This is a genomic window from Paraburkholderia sp. PREW-6R, assembly GCF_039621805.1.
Classification (GTDB): Bacteria; Pseudomonadota; Gammaproteobacteria; order Burkholderiales; family Burkholderiaceae; genus Paraburkholderia.
This window is the reverse complement of record NZ_CP155073.1, coordinates 3157548-3181492: the sequence shown is the minus strand read 5'-3', so window position 1 is coordinate 3181492 and position 23945 is coordinate 3157548. Positions and strand designations below refer to the sequence as shown.

The following is a 23945-nucleotide window of genomic DNA, read 5'->3' as shown; positions in this document are numbered from 1 at the left end:
TTACGTCTCGCAGGCCAAAAAATGGACGAACAACTCAAGCAAAGCGCTCTCGCATACCATCAGAATCCAAAACCCGGCAAGATTTCGGTCACGCCGACCAAACCGCTGTCGAACCAGCTCGACCTCTCGTTGGCGTACTCGCCGGGCGTCGCCGCTGCCTGCATGGCCATTTACGACGAACCGCTCGACGCGCAGAAATACACTTCGCGCGGCAACCTGGTCGGCGTGATCACGAATGGCACCGCGGTGCTGGGTCTCGGCAACATTGGCCCGCTCGCTGCGAAGCCGGTGATGGAAGGCAAGGGTTGTCTGTTCAAGAAGTTCGCAGGCATCGACGTGTTCGATATCGAGCTGTCCGAGTCGGATCCGGACAAACTGGTCGAAGCCATTGCGATGCTCGAGCCCACGCTCGGCGGTATCAACCTCGAAGACATCAAGGCGCCGGAATGCTTCTATATTGAAAAGAAGCTGCGCGAGCGCATGAAGATTCCGGTCTTCCACGACGATCAGCATGGCACGGCGATCATCGCGTCGGCGGCAATTCTGAACGGCCTCAAAGTGGTCGGCAAGAAGCTCGACGAAGTGAAGCTGGTCTGCTCCGGCGCGGGCGCGGCGGCAATTGCCTGCCTCGACCTGCTGGTGAATCTGGGGCTGTCGAAGAAGAACATTCTCGTCACCGACTCGAAAGGCGTGATCTACGAAGGACGCGGTAACCTGGATCCATCAAAGGAACGTTACGCGGCGAACACCGAAGCACGCTCGCTCGCCGATGCGATTCGCGGCGCCGATGTGTTCCTCGGCTGTTCGAGCGCCGGCGTGCTGAAGCCGGAAATGGTCGCCGAGATGGGCACCCAGCCGCTGATCCTCGCGCTGGCCAATCCGGAGCCGGAGATCCGTCCGGAAGACGCCAGGAAAGTGCGCCCGGACTGCATCATCGCAACCGGCCGTTCGGACTATCCGAACCAGGTCAATAACGTGCTGTGCTTCCCGTTCATTTTCCGCGGCGCGCTGGATGTCGGTGCAACCACGATCACGGAAGAAATGAAGCTTGCGTGCGTGCGCGCGATCGCCGAGCTGGCCGAAGAAACCGATCAGGGCGACGAGGTCGCCAAGGCCTACGAAGGTCACTCGCTCGAATTCGGCCCGGAGTATCTGATTCCGAAGCCGTTCGATCCGCGCCTCATCATCAAGATCGCGCCGGCAGTCGCGCAAGCGGCAATGGACTCGGGCGTCGCCACGCGCCCGATCCAGGACATGGATGCGTACCGAGAAGAACTCGGCACCACGGTTTATCGCACGGGCATGGTGATGCGCCCGGTGTTCGCGGCGGCCAAGTCGGAACCGGCGCGCATTGTGTTCGCCGAAGGTGAAGACGAGCGCGTGCTGCGCGCCGCGCAATTCGTCCTGCTCGAAAAGATGGCGAAGCCGATTCTGGTCGGCCGTCCGTCTGTGATCGAGATGCGTCTGAAGAAGATGGGATCAAAGCTTAAATGCGGCGTAGACGTGGAGATCGTCGATCCGGAAGACGACCCGCGCTACCAGCAGAGCTGGCAGGCATACCACGAGCTCGGCGCGCGGGAAGGCGTGACGCCGGATGTCGCCAAGGCGGCCATGCGCAAGTTCAACACGCTGATCGGCGCGATCCTCGTGCGCCTGGGCGAAGCGGACGGCATGATATGCGGGATGATCGGCCAGTACCATACGCACCTGAAGTTCATCGAACAGGTGTTGGGCAAGGCGGACAACGTGCAGAACTTTGCCGCGATGAACCTGCTGATGCTGCCGGGCCGCAACCTGTTCATCTGCGATACGTACGTGAACGAAACGCCGACTCCCGAGCAACTCGCCGACATGACCATGCTGGCTTCGCGCGAAATCGAGAAGTTCGGCATGACGCCGAAGGTGGCGTTGCTGTCGAACTCGAACTTCGGCAGCGCGCCTTCTGCATCGTCGCAACGCATGGCGGCGGCTCGCAAGCTGATCGCCGAGCGTGCGCCTACGCTTGAGATCGACGGTGAAATGCACGGCGACGCGGCACTGTCGGAAGCTGTGCGCAAGGCGGCGTTCCCCGGCTCGACGTTGACCGGCGAAGCCAATCTGCTCATCATGCCGAACGTGGAAGCGGCGAACATCACGTACAACCTGCTGAAGATGATCGGTGGCGAAGGCGTGACGGTGGGCCCGATCCTGCTCGGCGCTGAAAAGCCGGTGCACATTCTGACGCCGGCCGCCACGGTTCGCCGGATCATCAACATGACGGCGATTGCGTCGGCCAACGCGCGTCAGCGTAGCAGCGCGCAGTAAGGTTCGTGACAGCGGCGCGGCTCATGCTGCGCCGTGCGAAGATGCCTCACGAGCCTGCCGTAATAAAGTTAGCCTCAAAGAAAAACGCCACGGAAGTGATTCCGTGGCGTTTTTTATGACCCTTCCGAACCACGCCAGATCATGCCGCGTGCTGTGATTTCCCGGCCTCCGGCGAACGCCAGCGCGCCAGCAACTGATTCCACTTCACGCGCACACCCTTCAGATTGTTCTCCTTCACGTGACCGTAGCCGCGGATGTCGTCCGGCAGATTCGCCAGTTCGATCGCGAGCTCGCGTTTTTGCAAGGTCAGTCCGCCGATCAGTTCACGCACCAGCGCTTCGTACTCGCCGATCAGCGCGCGTTCGGTGCGACGCTCCTCGGTTTTGCCGAACACGTCGAGCGCCGTGCCGCGCAGGAACTTGAATCTGGCAAGCACGTGCATTGCGCGGAACACCCACGGGCCGTACTTCTTCTTCACCAGATGACCCTTTGCGTCTTTCTTCGAGAATGTGGGCGGCGCGAGGTGAATGTGCAGCTTCCAGTCGCCTTCGAAATTCGCCTTCAGCTTTTCGATGAACGCCGGATCGCTGTAGAGGCGCGCGACTTCATACTCGTCCTTGTACGCCATCAGTTTGTGCAGATTCTTCGCGACGGCTTCGGTGAGCGGCAACTGGCTGTCCATCGAGTCGAGCGCCGACTCAGCCGCGCGCACTTGCGACACGAGCGCGAGATAACGTTCGGCATATGCGCGGTTCTGCCACGCGGTCAGATAGTCTGCGCGTTTTTCGATCAGCGTATCCAGCGCCTTCGGCGTGTGGAGCGAAATGATCTTGCTGCTTGCCGTTTCAGCCGTCGCGCTACGGCCTTGCGACTGCGCCAGCTTGCGCACGGCCGCCAGGTCATGAGCGGCGCGCCGGCCCCACTCGAATGCCGCACGATTTTTCTCGACCTGCACGTTGTTCAGTTCAATCGCGCGCATCAGCGACTGATACGTAAGCGGTATCCAGCCGCGTTGCCACGCATAGCCGAGCACGAACGGGTTCGTGTAAATCGCGTCGCCGAGCAGCGCAACGGCGAAGTGATTGGCGTCGACGGTGTCCACGCCGTCGTCGCCGGCAGCCGCGCGCACGTCGGCTTCCGTGCTGCTGCCTGGAAAGCGCCAGTTCGGATCCTTGATGAGCGCGGCGGTGGGCGTGTGCGCGCTGTTCAACACCACGCGCGTGCGGCCGGCCTGCATCCGCGACACACATTCGTCGCTCGCCGTGACGATCGCATCGCAGCCGATGACGAGATTCGCTTCGCCCATGGCGATGCGGGTCGCGTGAATGTCCAGCGGATTGCGCGCGATCTGCACGTGACTCATCACGGCGCCGCCCTTCTGCGCGAGGCCGGTGACGTCGAGGACCGTCACACCCTTGTTCTCGAGGTGCGCGGCCATGCCGAGCAGCGCGCCGATCGTTACCACGCCCGTTCCGCCGACGCCCGTCACCAGCACGCCATAAGGACGCTCGATGGACGGCAGTTCCGGTTCCGGCACGGGCGGCAACGCGTCGGCGCCGACACCCGAAGCCGCCTTGGGCTTGCGCAACTGGCCGCCTTCCACGGACACGAAGCTCGGGCAGAAGCCGTTCACGCAAGAAAAGTCCTTGTTGCAGGTGGACTGGTTGATCTGGCGTTTGGTCCCGTATTCCGTGTCGAGCGGTTCGACCGACAGGCAGTTCGACTTCACCGAGCAATCGCCGCAACCTTCGCACACGGCTTCATTGATCACGACGCGGCGTGCCGGGTCCGGATACGTGCCGCGCTTGCGGCGACGGCGCTTCTCCGTCGCGCAGGTCTGGTCGTAGATCAGGATCGTAGTGCCCGACACTTCGCGCAACTGACGCTGCACGTCGTCCAACTGATCGCGGTGATGAATGTCGATGCCCGGTGCGAGGCCGACATTGCCGTCATACTTCTCCGGCTGATCGGTGACGATCACGATTTTCGTCGCGCCTTCGGCCGCAAGCTGATGGGTGATCTGAGGCACGGTCAGCACACCGTCCACCGGCTGGCCGCCGGTCATCGCGACTGCGTCGTTGTAAAGCAGCTTGTACGTGATATTGGTCTTCGACGCGATCGCCGCGCGAATCGCCAGCAGCCCGGAGTGAAAATACGTGCCGTCACCGAGGTTGGCGAACACGTGCTTGTCGTCGGTGAACGGCGCCTGGCCGATCCACGCGACGCCTTCGCCGCCCATCTGACTGAAGGTGCTGGTGCTGCGGTCCATCCAGACCGTCATGTAATGGCAGCCGATGCCGGCCATTGCCCGTGAACCTTCGGGCACATTGGTCGACGTGTTGTGCGGACAGCCCGAACAGAACCACGGTTTGCGCTCCGCCTCGACGCGAGGACGCGCCAGCGCTTTTTCCTTCGCCTCGATCACGGCGATGCGCGCGCCGATGCGGGCGCGCACGTCCGACGGCAGATCGAACTTCTCCAGACGCGTGGCAATGGCCTTGGCGATGATCGCCGGTGACAGTTCATAGTGCGCCGGCAACAGCCAGTTGCCCATTGGCACCGACCATTCGCCGCCCGCGCCGTCTTTTTCGTCGAACTTGCCGAACACGCGCGGACGCTGCGCGTCCGGCCAGTTGTACAACTCTTCTTTGATCGCGTATTCGAGAATCTGGCGCTTTTCCTCGACCACCAGAATTTCGTCCAGCCCGCGCGCGAAAGCGTGCGCACCTTGCGCTTCGAGCGGCCACACGCAGCCGACCTTATACAGACGGATGCCGATGCGCGAGCAGGTTTCGTCGTCGAGACCGAGATCGGTGAGTGCCTGGCGCACGTCGAGGTATGCCTTGCCGCCGGTCATGATGCCGAAGCGCGCATGCGGCGAATCGATTTCGACGCGATCCAGCTTGTTGGCGCGCACGTAGGCGAGCGCCGCATACCACTTGTAGTCGAGCAGACGCGCTTCCTGCACGAGCGGCGAATCGGGCCAGCGAATATTCAGGCCGCCCTCGGGCATTGCAAAATCTTCGGGCAGGATGATTTTCGTGCGATGCGGATCGATGTCGACCGAAGCCGACGATTCGACCACGTCGGTCACGCACTTCATTGCGACCCATAGTCCGGAGTAGCGGCTCATCGCCCAGCCGTGCAAGCCGAAGTCGAGATATTCCTGCACGTTCGACGGGAACAGCACCGGCAGGCCGCACGCCTTGAAGATGTGCTCGGACTGGTGGGCGAGAGTGGAGGATTTTGCCGCGTGGTCGTCGCCGGCGAGCACCAGCACACCGCCATGCCGCGACGAGCCGGCCGAGTTGCCATGCTTGAACACGTCGCCGCTACGATCGACGCCCGGACCTTTGCCGTACCACATTGAAAAGACGCCGTCGTACTTCGCGCTCGGGTACAGGTTGACCTGCTGCGAGCCCCAGACAGCCGTGGCGGCCAGGTCTTCATTCACGCCGGGCTGGAACACGACCTGATGGGCGGCGAGATGCGCCTTCGCTTTCCACAGGGATTGGTCCAGTCCGCCGAGCGGCGATCCGCGATAACCCGAGATGAAGCCGGCGGTATTGAGGCCGGCGGCGTGGTCGCGTTCCTGTTGCAGCATCGGCAGGCGAACCAGCGCCTGGATGCCGCTCATGTACGCGCGGCCGCGCTCAAGGGTGTATTTGTCGTCGAGCGTGACGGAAGATAGCGCGGCTTCGAGCGAAGCTCGCTGATCGGCGTCGAGCGGGGCATTCATTATGTGTACTCCTCCAACCAGTTTGGGATCACCAAAACTTATTTTTGGGCCGCGGCATCTTGTGAATGCTTTGGGCCGGGGCCGCCATATTGACGTGTTTTAAGTGATGGTAGCACTGGTGAAAACCCGCCGCCGGAGTCTTCCAAAAATGCCGCCCACGCGTGCGGGACGGGGCGCTTTGCGCGCGATTGACATACGGCCCGCCTTGAACATCAACAGCGCTGTAACAAGCTGTAAATTCTACAAATGTGCGGAACCGTGGTCGAAATCACTGTCTAACTGCCCACCTGCGAGCAATGTTCGCGTAACTCTTCACGTTTTGTGAAGCCTCGCGACAGCAGGGCAGTCAGAAAAAGGAGCACGCATGAACACAAGAAATATCCAGACCTTCCTGATGGTTTCGGCCACATTCTTCGCAATGAGCGTCCCCGTGCGCTCAAATGCGGCTAGTGCAGGGGCACTGTCGCATGCGGTGACACGTGCGGCGCAATCGGCGCCGGCACGCTCAAGCGCGCAGCGCGATTCACGCCAGAGTCGCTCGGACGAAGAAGAGCAGAATTCATGATGCGCGCGTGACGCAGCGCATTGATTCAACACCAGCGGTCATTCGTTAGCGCTGCCGGTTCGATCGCACTTCGTAGAGCGGTATCAAAGTCAAAGGGCGAGGGTCTTACGACCTTCGCCCTTTCTTTTTGCCGCGCGCATTGCAGTATTACGGTCTCACGCTTTCGCGCGGCACGTTCCCATCAGGCTTTGTCTTGAACGACGCCGCGGCGAATCTGATCGAGTTCGATCGATTCGAAGAGCGCCTTGAAGTTGCCTTCGCCGAAGCCCTGATTGCCCTTGCGCTGAATGATCTCGAAGAAGATCGGGCCGATCTGGTTTTCGGTAAAGATTTGCAGCAGCAGATCGTCGGGCGCGCCGTCGATCAGGATCTTGCGTTTGCGCAGTTCGTCGAGCGGTTCGCCGTGATTCGGCACGCGACGATTGACGAGCTCGTAGTACGTGTCGATCGTGTCCAGCAGCGAAATGTTCGACGCGCGCAGACCGTCGACCGTTTTGTAGATGTCATTGCTGCCGAGCGCGATGTGCTGAATGCCCTCGCCGCGATAGGCGTCGAGATATTCCTGGATCTGGCCAGCCGTGTCGGAGCCTTCTTCGTTGATCGGAATGCGAATCTTGCCGCACGGCGAGGTCATCGCCTTCGACTTCACGCCCGTCACCTTGCCTTCGATATCGAAATAACGCACTTCGCGGAAATTGAACAGGCGCTCATAGAACTCGGCCCACTCTTGCATGCGGCCGCGGTGCACGTTATGCGTCAGGTGGTCGATATAGGTCAGTCCGTGGCCGACCGGATTCGGGTTTGCGCCCGGAATCGGCTCGAAATCGACATCGTAAATATCGATGTTGCCAATGCTGTTCGGCTCTGCGCCATTCTTGCCGCGCCAGCGGTCGACGAAATAGATCAGCGAGTCGCCGATGCCCTTGATCGCGGGAATGTTCAATTCCATCGGGCCGGTCTTGTTATCGAAACCCCACGCGCCTTTTTCCAGCGCCTGCTGGTACGCCTTCCCCGCGTCCTGCACACGGAACGCGATCGCGCAGATCGACGGGCCGTGCAGGCGTGTGAAGCGCTGCGCAAACGAGTCCTGCTCGCCGTTGACAATAAAGTTGATTTCGCCCTGGCGATACAGCGTCACGTCTTTATGACGATGCTTGGCGACCGCAGTAAAGCCCATCTGCTCGAACAGTTTGCCGAGCGCGATCGGGTCCGGTGCGGTGTATTCAATGAATTCGAAGCCGTCGGTGCCGACCGGGTTGTCCCAGGTTGCAACTTGCATTGTCTGTCTCCTGATTTGCGCGTGAGTGGCGCGACGTGGGGATTTCAGGTAGTCGCGTTTTGAATGCGACCGAATGACGCAAGTGTAAAGGCGTGCTGACGACGAAAACTTGCGAAGATAATCGCCCGTGAGTACGCTTGCGCTATTTTATGGCGCAGCTCATCGATCGGACGGCAGCTTATGGCTCAAACTCAGATAGACGCAATCGACAGGCGTATCCTGGCGATTCTTCAGGAGAACGGCCGGCTATCAAATCAGGAAATTGCCGAACGCATCAACCTGTCGCCAAGCCCTTGTTTGCGGCGAATTCGTCGGCTGGAAGAAAGCGGTGTGATTCGCGGCTACGTGGCGTTGCTGGATGCGCAGCGTTTGGGGCTTGATTTGCTGGCATATGTGAACGTCAGGCTGGAGAAGCGGGGTGGCCCCGCATTGAGTCCGCGCGGCGACGCCACGCACGCCGACCTCTTCAAGGCGGCCGTGCAGACGTGGCCCGAGGTGGTCGCGTGCCATGCCATGACGGGAGATATGGATTACCTGCTACGCGTGCAGGTGGAGGACATGGCGCATTTTTCTCGCTTCGTGCAGGATCAACTCCTGCACCATCCGTCTGTAATCGACGTCAAAACGAGTTTTTCTCTTGAGAAGATCAAAGAGACGACAGCGTTGCCGATCTTGTGAGCGGCATCGTGCAAGGTCCGCGTAGCGGGAAACAAAAAGGCGGCACGAGGCCGCCTTTGTTGTTATTTAACCTATACGCGCAGTTTAAGCTGCGGCGGCTGTAGGCATGAATGCGTCGAACAGCTTGGAGGCCTGACGTGCCTGACGCTTGAGCGCGTAATCGAACACGGCCGCTTGCTCCTGCAGCATCTCCGCGATGATGCTGGACTGGTCCGCCGGCGGCAGCGTGAGGTACGCGTCTGCTTCGCCATACGCGTACTCGATCTTCATGCCCGCTTTCTTGGCAATGTGCATCATGGTGGAATTGCGCGACAGACAGTGCATATACAACATGCTGACGTGCGTATTGCGGCTGCGAATGGCAGCGCGCTCGAACAGCTTGGAACCAATGCCTTGACCGCGAACACTTTCCAGCACGGACACGCCGAACTCAGCAGTGCGCTTATCGCCTTCGGCCGGCAAGTAAGCAAGGTGGCCGACGCCAGTCAGTTGAAGCTGGCTGTCGAAGACGCCGAAAACCGTGTCGCGTGTGAAGTCGATTGCACGCACGTAGTTCTCGATAACGTGATCGGGCACGATCTGGCCGAAACGCAGCAGACGGTCGTCTTCGTCGAGCGCAAGGAAATGGGCCAGCAGGCGCTCACGGTCGACCGCAGTGAGTTCCCGAACCAGAGCAGACGGACGCCCAGCAGGCTGCGGCGAACAGTCGTTCGCGGTAATCGGCTCGGCAGCGCGGGGTTTAATCAGATTCATGGTCAGGGTTCTCCTTGTGATCGAGCGGCATGGTGCACCGCAAAAATCATTTTAGCGGAAACACGCCTGGATCACTAGGGAAAACCCGTATGTAAAACTGAAGAGAACGCCTAAAACTGCAGCAAGGCGGCGGTAAGCAATTGATTTGAAAGAATATGTGATTGGAACGAGCGTTCGCGGCCGACTGTCGCATCTCGCCAAAAATGTGGTGCCGCTTTCGTATGAAAATTGGTGCTCTGCGCAATCAGGAAGGTGCGGAGCCTAGTCCGTGCTCCACCATGCCCACCACCTGCTCGGCAAATTCGCGATAACCGAGGCGGCCACCGGGTTTGAGCCACGTGAAAGTCCAGTTGATCATGCCGAACACCATCATCGTCAGAGCCGTCTGGTTTTCGCGCGTGGCGCGTTCCGGGTAAGCGCGCGCAAGCTGGCGCGCAAATGCGGCGACCACGTCGCGCTGTCGGTTCAGAATAATCTCACGCTGATTGTCGACCAGATACTTCACGTCGTTGAGCAACGCGACATGCCGGCTATGCGACGTTTCGTACTCGGACAGAAACGCCCGGATCAATTCGGCGAACGTCTCGCGCTCAGTCAGACCGCGTCGCTGGCTCGCGCCTTCCACCTCGGCGATGATCAACATGAGCCGCTTCGTGTAACGGTCCAGCAGGTCGAACAGGATCGCTTCCTTACTCGCGTAATAGTGATATAGGCGCGCCTTTGACGTGCCGCTCGCGGCAGCCAGGTCCGACATCGACGTGCTCGGATAGCTGGTCTGCGCAAACTTCGCCGCGGCAAGTTCGAGAATCTGCTCTCGCTGAGTTTCGTGGTCGGGAGCTCGGGTACGGGCCATAAGTCGTCTATTGTTTTAATGTGCACATGGGGCGAGCGCGGCGCAGACTTCCAACGTGCGCCATGCGTTCTGATTTCCCCGTAGCTTGATGCGGCGCGTCGAAGCCAGTTCGCGCAAGCGCCATAATGCGATGTTATCGCTGACCAGGTAGCCAAGTTCGGCGGCCATCAGTTCGGCGGCTACTCGGGCGGCCGGCTGCCAATCGCCGCAAAGCTGGTCCAGAATCAGCGCGTCCAGTTCGGCGAAGCTGCCGCTCATGAACGTGTTATCGCGCCACCGCCGCGTTTCGCCATTGACGTGTTTGACTTCCTGCCACTCGAGCGCGAGCCGGCTGATACGCAGCACGGAAATGGGCGCCGCGTCTGGCAGTCGGGCGTGCAGCACGTCCGGCGCGAACATGCCGACGGATGTCGCGCGGTCTTTCCGGCTGTGTGCCCACGCACCCGGATCGGTGAGATCGCGAATCGAAAGGCGCACTTCGTTCAACCGCTGCGGACTGTTTCGAAAGTAATAGCAGACCCGGCGCAGCATCAACTGGTCGGCCGCGCTCTCGGCGTGCCAGATCACCAGGTGGGCTTCGTCGTGCAAAATTTTGTCGAGTGACGCTGCCTGTTCTCGGAATTCGCGCATGAAGTCGCGCTTGGTATCAGCGCTCACGCGATCCCAGAAGTCGGCGCGCACGTCGGGCCCGTCGTCGATGCCGCGCAGGGGGCCGACCGCCAGATCGTCGCGCAGCGCCTGCACGCGTTCGTCGCGGCCCGCTTTGCGCAACGCCGCGCGTAATGATTCGGCGGCGACGTCGCCATTGGTGAGGTGGATCGTGCTCATCGGCTTGTGGCCTGGCTGGCGGTTGAACAGTACATGTGACAGTGACGCGCTATAAATGACCGCGACACATGAAACATGAAACGTGACGAAAAAAGGGGCCGCTCGTCTCCGGAACAGAAGTCCCGGGTGCGAGCGGCCCCTAGTGTAAGCGGATTGCGAAACCGCTGAAAGCACGGCGGACGTCGTAAGGGACGTTCCGCCGCACTCGCTCAACGTTCGTCGAAGCTCACCACCACACGATCACTGATCGGATGACACTGACACGTGAGCACGAACCCATCGCGGATTTCATGTTCTTCGAGCGTGTAGTTCTTTTCCATCTTCACTTCGCCTTCCAGCACCTTTGCGCGGCAGGTGCAGCAGACGCCGCCTTTGCACGCATATGGCAACGCCAGTCCGGCGCGCAGGCCGACGTCGAGTACGCTCACACCTTGATACGGCAGACGCAATTTGCGGCGCTTGCCGTCGAGCACGATTTCGAGATCGGCAGCCGGCGTATCTTCGGTGATCTCGACGGGCGGTACGCCCGCTTGCGGCAGCGGCGAGCCAAAGCGCTCCACATGAATCTTTGCCGGCGGCACGCCCGCGGCTTTCAGCGCGGCTTCGGCGGCGTCCATCATCGGGCCGGGGCCACAGATGAAGGCTTCGTCGATCGCGTCGGCGGGAAGCAGGTTTTCGATGAATGCCGCGCATTTCGCCTGATCGAGGACGCCATTGAACAGCTCGACGTCCTGCAGATCGTCCGACAGCACGTGATAGAGCACGAAGCGGTTCATGAAGCGGTTCTTCAGATCTTCAAGCTCTTCCGCGAACATGATCTGATCGACGCTGCGGTTACCGTAGACGAGCGTGAACGTGCTGCGCGGCTCGACTTCGAGCGTCGTTTTGATGATCGCGAGTACCGGCGTGATGCCCGAGCCGCCCGAAAACGCCAGATACTGCTGACCCTGCTCAGCGTTCAGATGCGTAAAGAAGCGCCCGTCCGGCGTCATCACGTCGATCGTGTGACCGGGCTTCAACTCGTCGAACGCGAAGTTCGAAAAGCGGCCGCCGCGCACCCGCTTGATGCCAATGCGCAATTCGCCGTCGCGATCATAATCGGTCACACCCACGCAGATCGAATATGAACGGCGCGTCTCCTCGCCGTCGATGTGCGTTTTCAGCGTGACGAACTGGCCCTGCGTGAATCGGTAGTGGTCGCGCAGTTCCACGGGAACTTCGAAAGCGACCGAGACGGCGTCGGCGGTTTCGGGTCGTACTTCGCGGATTCGCAGCGGATGAAATTGCGGGGTGGCCATATCAGTATGGTTTGAAGTAGTCGAAAGGTTCGCGGCAGTCGAGGCAACGGTACAAGGCTTTGCAGGCGGTCGAACCGAATTGCGCGAGACGCTCGGTATGCGCCGAGCCGCAGCGTGGGCACGAAGGCGCCGGCAGTGCGCGCGGCACGAAGCGCACCACTTTTTCCTGCGACGGCGCAGGCGAACCGCAATTGCCGGTGGGCGGCGCGATACCATAGGCGCGCAGCTTTTCGCGGGCCTCGGCGGTCATCCAGTCCGTGGTCCACGCTGGCGCGAGCACCGTGGCGACGCGATACGGCTTCAGTTGCGCGACGTCGAGCGCATGCGCGACGTCTTCGGCGATCTGCGACATGGCCGGGCAACCGGAGTAGGTCGGCGTGATGACGACTTCGAGCGCGCCGTCATCCGCGCGGCGCACGTCGCGCAGAATGCCGAGTTCGCGGATCGATACCACCGGAATCTCCGGATCAGGCACCGCTTCGAGCACAGCCCACGCACGTTGAAGCGTGAGATCGGCGTTGGCGTTGGCGTCGGTCGAAGTCGAGGTCGTCATGGTCGCGCGCCCCGGCTTACCAGCTCGCGCCGGGATGCTGGCGCGCGAGGCTTTGCATTTCCGCGAGCACGAAACCCATGTGTTCCGAATGCTCGCCGTGCTTGCCCGTCGTGATGTGTTTGACCGCTTCCGGCAGCTTTAGCGTCGCTTCGTCGAGCGCGGCGCGCACGTCGTCGAGCCATGCTGCTTCGAGGTCCGACGTGAGCGGCCCGATTCCGTCCGCCGCGATGCTTTCTTCCACTGCGTCCGTGCTGAAGAATTCACGGGTGTACGGCAGCAGATAGTCGAGCGCGGCCTGGGCGCGGCGGTGCGACTCGTCTGTGCCGTCGCCGAACCTTACGAGCCATTCGCGCGAGTGGTGCACGTGGTAGCTGGTTTCCTTGATCGACTTCGACGCGATAGCGGCCAGTTGCTCGTCCTTCGAATGCGTGAGCGCGGTCCACAGATGTGCCATCAGCGTTGAATACAGGAAGTTGCGCACGATCGTGACCGCATAGTCTTTTTCGGCTTGCGCTGTACCTGCGAGCGGGCCGTAATGCGGCAACTCGGAAAGCGTGTAATTCGCAAACTCACGCTCGGCGCGAAAGTACGCGTAGTCGTCTTCCGTGCGGGCCCGGCCGGTGAGCTGCTGTTCGAGCGAGGCGGCATGCGTGTAAAGCAGGCGCGCCTGGCCGATCAGGTCGAGGCTCATGTTCGACAGCGCGATGTCCTCTTCGAGAATCGCACCGTGGCCGCACCACTCGGTATTGCGCTGACCGAGAATCAGCGCGGTATCCGCGAGGCGCAGCACGTATTGGAGATGTTGGGGCGTGATGTTCATGACCGCGCTTACATGTGGTTGACTTCGTCGGGGAGCGTGTAGAACGTCGGGTGGCGGTAAATCTTGTCGCCAGCCGGTTCGAACAATTCCGCCTTGTCTTCCGGCGCGGACGCCGTAATCGCCGACGAAGGCACCACCCAGATGCTCACGCCTTCCTGCCGGCGCGTGTAGACGTCGCGCGCCATGCGCAGTGCCATGGGCGCGTCGGCGGCGTGCAGACTGCCGCAGTGTTTATGGTCGAGTCCCTGCTTGCTGCGCACGAAGACTTCCCAAATCGGCCATTCCTTGTTCATTGCTGATCTCCAGATTCTTTGCTTGGCGTGGCTTGACGCTGCTATCACGCGGCTTGCTGTTGCGCGCGCTGGCGCTGCTTTTCGGCGTGGGCGAGGGCGGCTTCACGGACCCAGGCACCTTCGTTATGAGCCTTGACACGGGTGGCGAGACGCTCGCGGTTGCACGGGCCGTCGCCGTTGACGACGCGCCAGAACTCTTCCCAGTCGATGTCGCCGTAGTCGTAATGGCCGCGCGCTTCGTTCCACTTCAGGTCCGCGTCCGGCAGCGTGACGCCGAGCACCTTGGCCTGGTCGACGGTGGCGTCCACGAATTTCTGACGAAGATCGTCGTTCGAAATGCGCTTGATGCCCCACTTCGACGACTGATTGCTGTGGATCGAATCCTTGTCGCTCGGCCCGAACATCATCAGGACCGGCCACCACCAGCGATTGACGGCTTGCTGGACCATTTCGCGCTGCGCGTCGGTGCCGGCCATCATGGACATCAGCGCATCGAAACCCTGGCGCTGGTGGAATGACTCTTCCTTGCAGATGCGGATCATGGCGCGGGCGTACGGGCCGTATGTGCAACGGCACAGCGGAATCTGGTTCATGATGGCCGCGCCGTCCACCAGCCAGCCGATCACGCCGACGTCCGCCCAGGTGGGCGTCGGATAATTGAAGATGCTCGAATACTTGGCTTTGCCGGCGTGCAGCGCCGCGATCAACTGATCGCGTGATACACCCAGCGTTTCCGCCGCGCTATATAAATAGAGACCGTGGCCGGCTTCGTCCTGAACCTTGGCGAGCAGGATCGCCTTGCGCTTGAGGCTCGGCGCGCGGCTGATCCAGTTGCCTTCCGGCAGCATGCCGACGATCTCAGAGTGTGCATGCTGCGAAATCTGGCGCACCAGCGTCTTGCGATAGGCCTCGGGCATCCAGTCCTGGGCCTCGATCTTGCCGTCGGCCTCCATGACCGCGTCGAATTTGACCTGCTCGGGCGAATCCGCGCCCGCGTCTAGCGGTGAAACGTTGCCGGGGATATCCAGGGATTGCGTGTACATGGGGGACGCTCTCTGAGGAAGTTGTCAGTGTCTGCACAGTATAAACCAACCGACCGGTCGGTTAACAAATTTTTTGAGACGTCGTGGCAAATCGCTGCGAGCCGGCAGGCCGTTTGCACGGATGCGTTTCGGGGAAGCCGCTGCCCCGCGGCGACGCTAAACCTATAAAATTGCGAATTGGCCGTGATGTGCGGCCCATCTGCTTCCCATTGCTCATGTTACGTCTAAGCGAAATCAAACTCCCGCTCGATCATCCCGAGAGCGCGCTGGAGGCGGCAATCCGCGCGCGCCTCAAGGAACTCGGGGTGTCTGCAGACGCCTTGGTCCGTTACACCGTGTTTCGCCGTGCGCACGACGCGCGCAAACGCGCCGACATCAAGCTCACCTATATCGTGGATGTCGAGGTCAAGGACGAAGCGGCCGCGCTCAGGAATCTGGCCACGGTTCCGCATTGCGGCGTCACGCCCGACATGACGTACAAGTTCGTCGCTAAAGCGCCGGCGCAACTTGCAACGCTGCGCCCGGTCGTGATCGGCATGGGGCCATGCGGGTTGTTTGCGGGCCTGATCCTCGCTCAGATGGGCTTTCGTCCGATCATTCTGGAGCGGGGCAAGGCGGTTCGTGAGCGCACTAAAGATACGTTCGGGCTGTGGCGCAAGTCGGTGTTGAATCCGGAATCGAATGTGCAATTTGGCGAGGGCGGCGCGGGTACGTTCTCGGACGGCAAACTGTATAGCCAGATCAAGGACCCGAAGCACTACGGCCGCAAGGTGCTTGATGAATTCGTCCGCGCGGGCGCGCCGGAAGACATTCTCTACCTGAGCCGTCCGCATATCGGAACGTTCCGTCTTGTCAGCATGGTCGAAAAGATGCGCGCGACCATTCATGAACTGGGCGGCGAAGTGCGTTTCGAAACGCGCGTCGACGATATCGAGATTGATCAGGGCAAGGTGCGCGGATTGAAGCTGTCGAATGGCGAGACGCTGCGTTGCGACCACGTGGTGCTGGCCGTGGGGCACAGCGCTCGCGATACGTTCGAAATGCTGCATGAGCGCGGCGTGTTCATCGAGGCCAAACCTTTCTCGCTCGGGTTCCGGATCGAGCATCCGCAGGGGTTGATCGATCGTAGCCGGTTCGGCAAATTTGCCGGACACAAGCAGCTGGGTGCCGCTGATTACAAGGTGGTCCACCATTGCAGCAATGGGCGCGCGGTCTATAGCTTCTGCATGTGCCCCGGCGGCACCGTCGTGGCGGCGACGTCCGAGCCAGGGCGCGTCGTGACCAATGGCATGAGCCAGTACTCGCGCGCGGAGCGTAACGCGAATGCGGGCATCGTCGTGGGGATTACTCCGGAAGATTATCCGGGCGGCCCGCTTGCCGGCATTGCTTTCCAGCGCAAGTGGGAAGAGCGGGCTTTCGAGCTCGGCGGCGGTAACTATATGGCGCCGGGACAGCTGGTCGGCGACTTTATCGCCGGAAGGCCGTCTACGTCGCTTGGCTCGGTGGTGCCGTCCTACAAGCCGGGCGTGCATCCCACCGATCTCAGCACCGCTTTGCCCGACTATGTGATCGAGGCGATCCGGGAAGCCTTGCCGCAGTTGGATCGCAAGATTGCCGGTTTCGCGATGCATGACGCGGTGCTGACGGGCGTCGAAACGCGCACGTCTTCGCCGATCCGGGTAAAGCGCGGGGACGACTATCAGAGCGTCAATATCGAAGGGCTGTATCCGGCCGGCGAGGGCGCAGGCTATGCCGGCGGCATTTATTCGGCGGCGATCGACGGCATTGAAGTCGCCGAGGCGCTGGCGCTGAATATGATGGGCGAGCGTCTCGCGGCCTGACGGGTGTCGAGGCGCGGCGCATGTCCACCGGCCGGCCGCCGGCGGGAAAGGTGGCTTCGGGCACAATACACGTTTCGCCTGGAAACACATTCTCCGAATGACCATTCGCGCCTTAGTCGCCGCCTGTAGCGCGGCGCTGCTGTCCCAATTTGCTCTTCCCACCACCGTGTTTGCCGCCGATGCCACTTCGGCGCACTGGGTAACCGCCTGGGCAACGGCACTGCAGCCGATTCCTCAGCGCGCCGATCTGCCGCCTCTATATCGTGCGCCAGACGTTGCCGGACGAACCGTGCGTCAAATCATCTACCCGACGCTGTCGGGCGCGTCCGCAAGAATTCATCTGAGTAACGAGTACGGGAAGACGCCGCTTGTCATCGAGGATGTGCGCGTTGCCCGCTCAGATGGCGGCGCGGCTACGGTGGGCGCAGACGCGCGCGTTACCTTCGGCGGGAAAAATGCCGTGAGCGTGCCGGCGGGCGGCGAGCTGGACAGCGATCCGGTTGCGCTGGACGTGGTCGAAGGCAAACCGTACGCCGTGAGCGTGTTCGTGGGACCGGAGCAGCGGATCGTCGCATGGCACCGGGTATCGAATCAGGTCAATTATGTGTCGACGCCTGGCGACCATACGGCCGATGCGTCGGCGGCCGGCTTTCGCGGCAAATTTACGCAGTATGTTTGGGTAACGGGGATGGCGGTGTCGGCTGCGCCGTCGTCAGCGGCGGTGGCGGCGATCGGCGATTCGATCACGGATGGCATGCGCTCCAGCCTCAACCAGAATCGCCGATGGCCCGACGCGTTCGCGCGACGGCTTGCCGCGAACGGCGGTGGCGAGCGATCCATTGCCGTGGTCAATCTGGGTATTAGCGGCAACCGTCTGCTGAGTGATTCTCCCTGTTACGGCGACGCGCTCGCCAAGCGCTTCGACCGTGACGTGTTGCAGCGCCCGGGCGTCAAGACTGCCATTGTGCTGATTGGCATCAACGACATCAATTTCGCTTCGATGCCCGCGCGTAATGGCCTGGATTGCGATTTCCCGCATACCTCGGTGACGGCGCCGGATTTGATTGCAGGCTACGAGCGGCTGATTGCCGCCGCGCGACATGCGGGCGTGAAGGTGTTCGGCGCGACGTTGACGCCGGCCGCACTACCGCCGTCGCGTGAAAGCATCCGGCTGGCGGTCAACCAGTGGATCCGGACTGCGCGTGCGTTTGACGGTGTCGTCGACTTCGACGCCGCTTTGCGCGACACGGCGCATCTGGACCGCTTGCGGCGCGAGTTCGATAGCGGCGACCATATTCACCCGAGCGACGCGGGCTACGCGGCAATGGCGCAGGCGGTACCCGCCGACGCGGTGGTCAACGCGGTGGTCAATTCAACTCGGAAGTGACGCGTCAAAAAAATGTTTGGGTCAAACCCTTGTCATTCGGTTGTGGTTCACCTACTATTCGCCTCCTCGTTGCAAACGAGGGCCGCGGCGGAAACCAGCGGTCGTGACGCCAGGGATTTTAAGCGAAAGCAAAAAAGCTCTTGACGAAACGAAAGAGAGTCTTCATAATCTCGTTTCTCTGCTGCTGATGCAGCGGGCGCAGAAACGAAGCGGTGCAGGGGGTGGCGAAGGTAGTCATCCGGTGCGGCGCGCTCGTGGAAGCGTAACTGATCTTTAAAAACTAACAGCCGATAAGTGTGGGCGCTTGATGCGCTGGCGCACACCGGGTCTTACGGGGCCGGGTGAAGCGAAAGTATCAGGTCTCACACAGTAATGAAAGGAAGGTTTTTCTGTCGAGAGATGGAAGGATCATTCGTCAGTACGTTGAGTGAGCGACCGGGTTCGAGAGAGCCCGAGAAACAGTAACAGGTTTGAACTGAAGAGTTTGATCCTGGCTCAGATTGAACGCTGGCGGCATGCCTTACACATGCAAGTCGAACGGCAGCACGGGGGCAACCCTGGTGGCGAGTGGCGAACGGGTGAGTAATACATCGGAACGTGTCCTGTAGTGGGGGATAGCCCGGCGAAAGCCGGATTAATACCGCATACGCTCTGCGGAGGAAAGCGGGGGATCCTTCGGGACCTCGTGCTACAGGGGCGGCCGATGGCAGATTAGCTAGTTGGTGGGGTAAAGGCCTACCAAGGCGACGATCTGTAGCTGGTCTGAGAGGACGACCAGCCACACTGGGACTGAGACACGGCCCAGACTCCTACGGGAGGCAGCAGTGGGGAATTTTGGACAATGGGCGCAAGCCTGATCCAGCAATGCCGCGTGTGTGAAGAAGGCCTTCGGGTTGTAAAGCACTTTTGTCCGGAAAGAAAACGCTGTGGTTAATACCTGTGGCGGATGACGGTACCGGAAGAATAAGCACCGGCTAACTACGTGCCAGCAGCCGCGGTAATACGTAGGGTGCAAGCGTTAATCGGAATTACTGGGCGTAAAGCGTGCGCAGGCGGTTCGCTAAGACAGATGTGAAATCCCCGGGCTTAACCTGGGAACTGCATTTGTGACTGGCGGGCTAGAGTATGGCAGAGGGGGGTAGAATTCCACGTGTAGCAGTGAAATGCGTAGAGATGTGGAGGAATACCGATGGCGAAGGCAGCCCCCTGGGCCAATACTGACGCTCATGCACGAAAGCGTGGGGAGCAAACAGGATTAGATACCCTGGTAGTCCACGCCCTAAACGATGTCAACTGGTTGTCGGGCCTTCATTGGCTTGGTAACGTAGCTAACGCGTGAAGTTGACCGCCTGGGGAGTACGGTCGCAAGATTAAAACTCAAAGGAATTGACGGGGACCCGCACAAGCGGTGGATGATGTGGATTAATTCGATGCAACGCGAAAAACCTTACCTACCCTTGACATGTATGGAAGTCTGCCGAGAGGTGGATGTGCCCGAAAGGGAGCCATAACACAGGTGCTGCATGGCTGTCGTCAGCTCGTGTCGTGAGATGTTGGGTTAAGTCCCGCAACGAGCGCAACCCTTGTCCCTAGTTGCTACGCAAGAGCACTCCAGGGAGACTGCCGGTGACAAACCGGAGGAAGGTGGGGATGACGTCAAGTCCTCATGGCCCTTATGGGTAGGGCTTCACACGTCATACAATGGTCGGAACAGAGGGTTGCCAAGCCGCGAGGTGGAGCCAATCCCAGAAAACCGATCGTAGTCCGGATCGCACTCTGCAACTCGGGTGCGTGAAGCTGGAATCGCTAGTAATCGCGGATCAGCATGCCGCGGTGAATACGTTCCCGGGTCTTGTACACACCGCCCGTCACACCATGGGAGTGGGTTTTACCAGAAGTGGCTAGTCTAACCGCAAGGAGGACGGTCACCACGGTAGGATTCATGACTGGGGTGAAGTCGTAACAAGGTAGCCGTATCGGAAGGTGCGGCTGGATCACCTCCTTTCCAGAGCTTATGCGTCAGGCGACGCACCAAGCGCTCACGCTTATCGGCTGTGAACTTTGAAGACACACATGCACAGCATACGCAGACAGACTCAGGGGTCTGTAGCTCAGCCGGTTAGAGCACCGTCTTGATAAGGCGGGGGTCGATGGTTCGAATCCATCCAGACCCACCACTGATTCTGCGGTGGCTGACCGGTGAGACCCCCGGGGATGGAAAGCAGATGCTGTTCTGTGCATGACCGGGGGGATTAGCTCAGCTGGGAGAGCACCTGCTTTGCAAGCAGGGGGTCGTCGGTTCGATCCCGTCATCCTCCACCAATCCTCAATGCCTAGTGTTCGGTATTCACCGAGCGTTATGCATTGGCGATTGAGCCAGTCAGAGCGATACGTGGTGATGGTAACTGCGCTATCGGCTGTCGTTCTTTAACAATCAGGAAGAAGTAGTAAAGAGATTCACGAAAGCGTGCCTCGAGATGGGTGCGTGAGTAGGTGAATCAGGGTTGTGATTGTATCAATGTATTTTTAAGTGATCGAAAGATTGCTTTGGAATACGGCGCAACACGAATACTCAACCTGTAGCGATGTGGATCACGCCGGATTCCCAGTGAATGCGGCCGAGACGCACCCGTTATAGGGTCAAGCGAACAAGTGCATGTGGTGGATGCCTTGGCGATCACAGGCGATGAAGGACGCGGTAGCCTGCGAAAAGCTACGGGGAGCTGGCAAACGAGCTTTGATCCGTAGATGTCCGAATGGGGAAACCCGGCCCGAATGGGTCATCCGTAACTGAATACATAGGTTACGCGAAGCGAACGCGGCGAACTGAAACATCTAAGTAGCCGCAGGAAAAGAAATCAACCGAGATTCCCAGAGTAGTGGCGAGCGAAATGGGAGCAGCCTGTACTCTTTATCTTCATTGTTAGTCGAACGCTCTGGAAAGTGCGGCCATAGCAGGTGATAGCCCTGTAGACGAAAACAGCGAGGAAGAACTGGGTGTACGAGAAGTAGGGCGGGACACGTGAAATCCTGTCTGAAGATGGGGGGACCATCCTCCAAGGCTAAATACTCGTGATCGACCGATAGTGAACCAGTACCGTGAGGGAAAGGCGAAAAGAACCCCGGGAGGGGAGTGAAACAGATCCTGAAACCGCATGCATACAAACAGTCGGAGCCTTCGCAAGGGGGTGACGGCGTACCTTTTGTATAATGGGTCAGCGACTTACATTCAGTGGCAAGCTTAACCGATTAGGGCAGGCGTAGCGAAAGCGAGTCCGAACAGGGCGATTTCAGTCGCTGGGTGTAGACCCGAAACCAGGTGATCTATCCATGGCCAGGATGAAGGTGCGGTAACACGTACTGGAGGTCCGAACCCACTAACGTTGAAAAGTTAGGGGATGAGCTGTGGATAGGGGTGAAAGGCTAAACAAACCTGGAAATAGCTGGTTCTCTCCGAAAACTATTTAGGTAGTGCCTCGTGTATCACCTTCGGGGGTAGAGCACTGTCATGGTTGTGGGGTCCATTGCGGATTACTACGCCATAGCAAACTCCGAATACCGAAGAGTGCAATCACGGGAGACAGACATCGGGTGCTAACGTCCGGTGTCAAGAGGGAAACAACCCAGACCGCCAGCTAAGGTCCCCAAATATTGCTAAGTGGGAAACGAAGTGGGAAGGCTAAAACAGTCAGGAGGTTGGCTTAGAAGCAGCCATCCTTTAAAGAAAGCGTAATAGCTCACTGATCGAGTCGTCCTGCGCGGAAGATGTAACGGGGCTAAGCAATATACCGAAGCTGCGGATGCATATTTATATGCATGGTAGGAGAGCGTTCCGTAAGCCTGCGAAGGTGCACTGGAAAGTGTGCTGGAGGTATCGGAAGTGCGAATGCTGACATGAGTAGCGATAAAGGGGGTGAAAAGCCCCCTCGCCGTAAGCCCAAGGTTTCCTACGCAACGTTCATCGGCGTAGGGTGAGTCGGCCCCTAAGGCGAGGCAGAAATGCGTAGCTGATGGGAAGCAGGTCAATATTCCTGCACCATTGTCAAATGCGATGGGGGGACGGATCGCGGAAGGTTGTCCGGGTGTTGGACGTCCCGGTCCTTGCATTGGAGAAGGCGCTTTGGCAAATCCGGGCGCGGAATTCAAGGGTGCGAGGCCATTCACTTCGGTGAAGAAGCAATCGGAAGTGGTTCCAGGAAAAGCCTCTAAGCTTCAGTTTGACAGTGACCGTACCGCAAACCGACACAGGTGGGCGAGATGAGTATTCTAAGGCGCTTGAGAGAACTCGGGAGAAGGAACTCGGCAAATTGGTACCGTAACTTCGGGATAAGGTACGCCCCTGTAGCTTGATGCCCCTGCGGGCAGAGGGTGAAGGGGTTGCAATAAACTGGTGGCTGCGACTGTTTAATAAAAACACAGCACTCTGCAAACACGAAAGTGGACGTATAGGGTGTGACGCCTGCCCGGTGCCGGAAGATTAAATGATGGGGTGCAAGCTCCTGATTGAAGTCCCGGTAAACGGCGGCCGTAACTATAACGGTCCTAAGGTAGCGAAATTCCTTGTCGGGTAAGTTCCGACCTGCACGAATGGCGTAACGATGGCCACACTGTCTCCTCCCGAGACTCAGCGAAGTTGAAGTGTTTGTGATGATGCAATCTCCCCGCGGCTAGACGGAAAGACCCCATGAACCTTTACTGTAGCTTTGCATTGGACTTTGAACCGGTCTGTGTAGGATAGGTGGGAGGCTTTGAAGCGTGAACGCCAGTTTGCGTGGAGCCAACCTTGAAATACCACCCTGATCTGTTTGAGGTTCTAACCTGGGTCCGTTATCCGGACCGGGGACAGTGCATGGTAGGCAGTTTGACTGGGGCGGTCTCCTCCCAAAGTGTAACGGAGGAGTACGAAGGTACGCTAGGTACGGTCGGAAATCGTGCTGATAGTGCAATGGCATAAGCGTGCTTGACTGTGAGACTGACAAGTCGAACAGGTGCGAAAGCAGGTCATAGTGATCCGGTGGTTCTGTATGGAAGGGCCATCGCTCAACGGATAAAAGGTACTCTGGGGATAACAGGCTGATACCGCCCAAGAGTTCATATCGACGGCGGTGTTTGGCACCTCGATGTCGGCTCATCTCATCCTGGGGCTGTAGCCGGTCCCAAGGGTATGGCTGTTCGCCATTTAAAGAGGTACGTGAGCTGGGTTTAAAACGTCGTGAGACAGTTTGGTCCCTATCTGCCGTGGGCGCTGGATATTTGAAGGGGGCTGCTCCTAGTACGAGAGGACCGGAGTGGACGAACCTCTGGTGTACCGGTTGTCACGCCAGTGGCATCGCCGGGTAGCTATGTTCGGAAGAGATAACCGCTGAAAGCATCTAAGCGGGAAACTCGCCTTAAGATGAGATATCCCCGGGGCTTCGAGCCCCTTGAAGGGTCGTTCAAGACCAGGACGTTGATAGGTCAGGTGTGGAAGCGCAGTAATGCGTTAAGCTAACTGATACTAATTGCCCGTAAGGCTTGATCCTATAACAGGTGTGTGACGGCCAGCCGTCAGTGCGCAAGCACTCATGGCAGGCCCACCCTGCGCCACGCGCAGGGTCTTGTGCAGACCACACACGGTTGAGATCAGTGTTGTGCCAGAAACAGCACAACCCAAAACTTCTCTGGTGAGCCTCACCAGACACTACTTCTTCCCCGATTGGTTGGGCTGTCCC

General features: G+C 59.7%; 15 protein-coding genes, 2 tRNA genes and 2 rRNA genes. 9 read left to right on the top strand and 10 right to left on the bottom strand.

What is annotated here, in order from left to right; translation table 11 throughout:
• The first annotated feature begins 21 nt into the window (after window positions 1-21).
• Window positions 22-2304: an NADP-dependent malic enzyme gene (locus AAGS40_RS14075; RefSeq protein WP_345812068.1), complete on the top strand. Its 2283-nt coding sequence runs from the start codon at window positions 22-24 to the stop codon at window positions 2302-2304.
• Between the two features lie 139 nt (window positions 2305-2443).
• Here AAGS40_RS14075 and AAGS40_RS14070 read toward each other — a convergent pair whose 3' ends face one another.
• Window positions 2444-6043 (bottom strand): indolepyruvate ferredoxin oxidoreductase family protein, encoded by a 3600-nt coding sequence (locus AAGS40_RS14070; protein WP_345812066.1) that lies wholly within the window; start codon window positions 6041-6043, stop codon window positions 2444-2446.
• A gap of 364 nt (window positions 6044-6407) precedes the next feature.
• On the opposite strand from AAGS40_RS14070, the gene AAGS40_RS14065 reads away from it, so the two are divergent.
• Complete coding sequence (locus AAGS40_RS14065) at window positions 6408-6608, top strand: hypothetical protein (protein ID WP_345812064.1); 201 nt, start codon at window positions 6408-6410, stop codon at window positions 6606-6608.
• 181 nt (window positions 6609-6789) lie between these two features.
• Here AAGS40_RS14065 and hppD read toward each other — a convergent pair whose 3' ends face one another.
• Entirely contained in the window at window positions 6790-7887 is a 1098-nt protein-coding gene (gene hppD / locus AAGS40_RS14060) for a 4-hydroxyphenylpyruvate dioxygenase (RefSeq protein ID WP_345812063.1), read from the bottom strand.
• A 180-nt stretch (window positions 7888-8067) separates the two neighbouring features.
• Here hppD and AAGS40_RS14055 point away from each other — a divergent pair, with 180 nt between their 5' ends.
• On the top strand, window positions 8068-8565 hold the full coding sequence (locus AAGS40_RS14055) for an Lrp/AsnC family transcriptional regulator (protein WP_345812062.1): 498 nt from the start codon (window positions 8068-8070) through the stop codon (window positions 8563-8565).
• A gap of 84 nt (window positions 8566-8649) precedes the next feature.
• On the opposite strand, the gene AAGS40_RS14050 is transcribed toward AAGS40_RS14055, so the two are convergent.
• The 8 genes from AAGS40_RS14050 to paaA form a co-directional block, all read right to left on the bottom strand.
• The gene (locus tag AAGS40_RS14050; RefSeq protein WP_345812061.1) at window positions 8650-9318 is read right to left on the bottom strand and encodes a GNAT family protein; all 669 of its coding nucleotides are present in this window, start codon (window positions 9316-9318) and stop codon (window positions 8650-8652) included.
• 244 nt (window positions 9319-9562) lie between these two features.
• Window positions 9563-10171, bottom strand: a complete 609-nt coding sequence (locus AAGS40_RS14045) for a TetR/AcrR family transcriptional regulator (protein ID WP_345812060.1) — start codon at window positions 10169-10171, stop codon at window positions 9563-9565.
• 15 nt (window positions 10172-10186) lie between these two features.
• Entirely contained in the window at window positions 10187-10999 is an 813-nt protein-coding gene (locus tag AAGS40_RS14040) for a DUF1835 domain-containing protein (protein ID WP_345812059.1), read from the bottom strand.
• A gap of 209 nt (window positions 11000-11208) precedes the next feature.
• Window positions 11209-12297: a 1,2-phenylacetyl-CoA epoxidase subunit PaaE gene (gene paaE / locus AAGS40_RS14035; protein ID WP_345812058.1), complete on the bottom strand. Its 1089-nt coding sequence runs from the start codon at window positions 12295-12297 to the stop codon at window positions 11209-11211.
• A 1-nt stretch (window position 12298) separates the two neighbouring features.
• Window positions 12299-12850 carry a 1,2-phenylacetyl-CoA epoxidase subunit PaaD gene (gene paaD, locus AAGS40_RS14030; RefSeq protein WP_345812057.1) on the bottom strand — a complete coding sequence of 184 codons (552 nt, stop codon included), beginning with the start codon at window positions 12848-12850 and terminating at the stop codon, window positions 12299-12301.
• A gap of 16 nt (window positions 12851-12866) precedes the next feature.
• Window positions 12867-13670: a 1,2-phenylacetyl-CoA epoxidase subunit PaaC gene (gene paaC, locus AAGS40_RS14025; protein ID WP_345812056.1), complete on the bottom strand. Its 804-nt coding sequence runs from the start codon at window positions 13668-13670 to the stop codon at window positions 12867-12869.
• A gap of 8 nt (window positions 13671-13678) precedes the next feature.
• On the bottom strand, window positions 13679-13963 hold the full coding sequence (paaB, locus tag AAGS40_RS14020) for a 1,2-phenylacetyl-CoA epoxidase subunit PaaB (protein ID WP_007179854.1): 285 nt from the start codon (window positions 13961-13963) through the stop codon (window positions 13679-13681).
• Window positions 13964-14007: 44 nt separating this feature from the next.
• On the bottom strand, window positions 14008-15006 hold the full coding sequence (gene paaA, locus AAGS40_RS14015) for a 1,2-phenylacetyl-CoA epoxidase subunit PaaA (protein ID WP_345812053.1): 999 nt from the start codon (window positions 15004-15006) through the stop codon (window positions 14008-14010).
• A 215-nt stretch (window positions 15007-15221) separates the two neighbouring features.
• Between paaA and AAGS40_RS14010 the strand changes: the two genes are divergently transcribed.
• The 6 genes from AAGS40_RS14010 (at window position 15222) to AAGS40_RS13985 (ending at window position 23756) form a co-directional block, all read left to right on the top strand.
• Complete coding sequence (locus AAGS40_RS14010) at window positions 15222-16847, top strand: NAD(P)/FAD-dependent oxidoreductase (protein WP_345812052.1); 1626 nt, start codon at window positions 15222-15224, stop codon at window positions 16845-16847.
• Between the two features lie 97 nt (window positions 16848-16944).
• Window positions 16945-18234, top strand: a complete 1290-nt coding sequence (locus AAGS40_RS14005) for an SGNH/GDSL hydrolase family protein (RefSeq protein ID WP_345812051.1) — start codon at window positions 16945-16947, stop codon at window positions 18232-18234.
• A 472-nt stretch (window positions 18235-18706) separates the two neighbouring features.
• Window positions 18707-20239 (top strand): 16S ribosomal RNA (locus tag AAGS40_RS14000).
• Between the two features lie 95 nt (window positions 20240-20334).
• Window positions 20335-20411: transfer RNA gene (locus tag AAGS40_RS13995), tRNA-Ile, on the top strand.
• A 69-nt stretch (window positions 20412-20480) separates the two neighbouring features.
• Window positions 20481-20556: transfer RNA gene (locus AAGS40_RS13990), tRNA-Ala, on the top strand.
• A 316-nt stretch (window positions 20557-20872) separates the two neighbouring features.
• A 23S ribosomal RNA gene (locus tag AAGS40_RS13985) occupies window positions 20873-23756 on the top strand.
• The 16S and 23S rRNA genes sit together here with 2 tRNA genes alongside, the layout of an rRNA operon.
• Window positions 23757-23945: the final 189 nt, after the last annotated feature.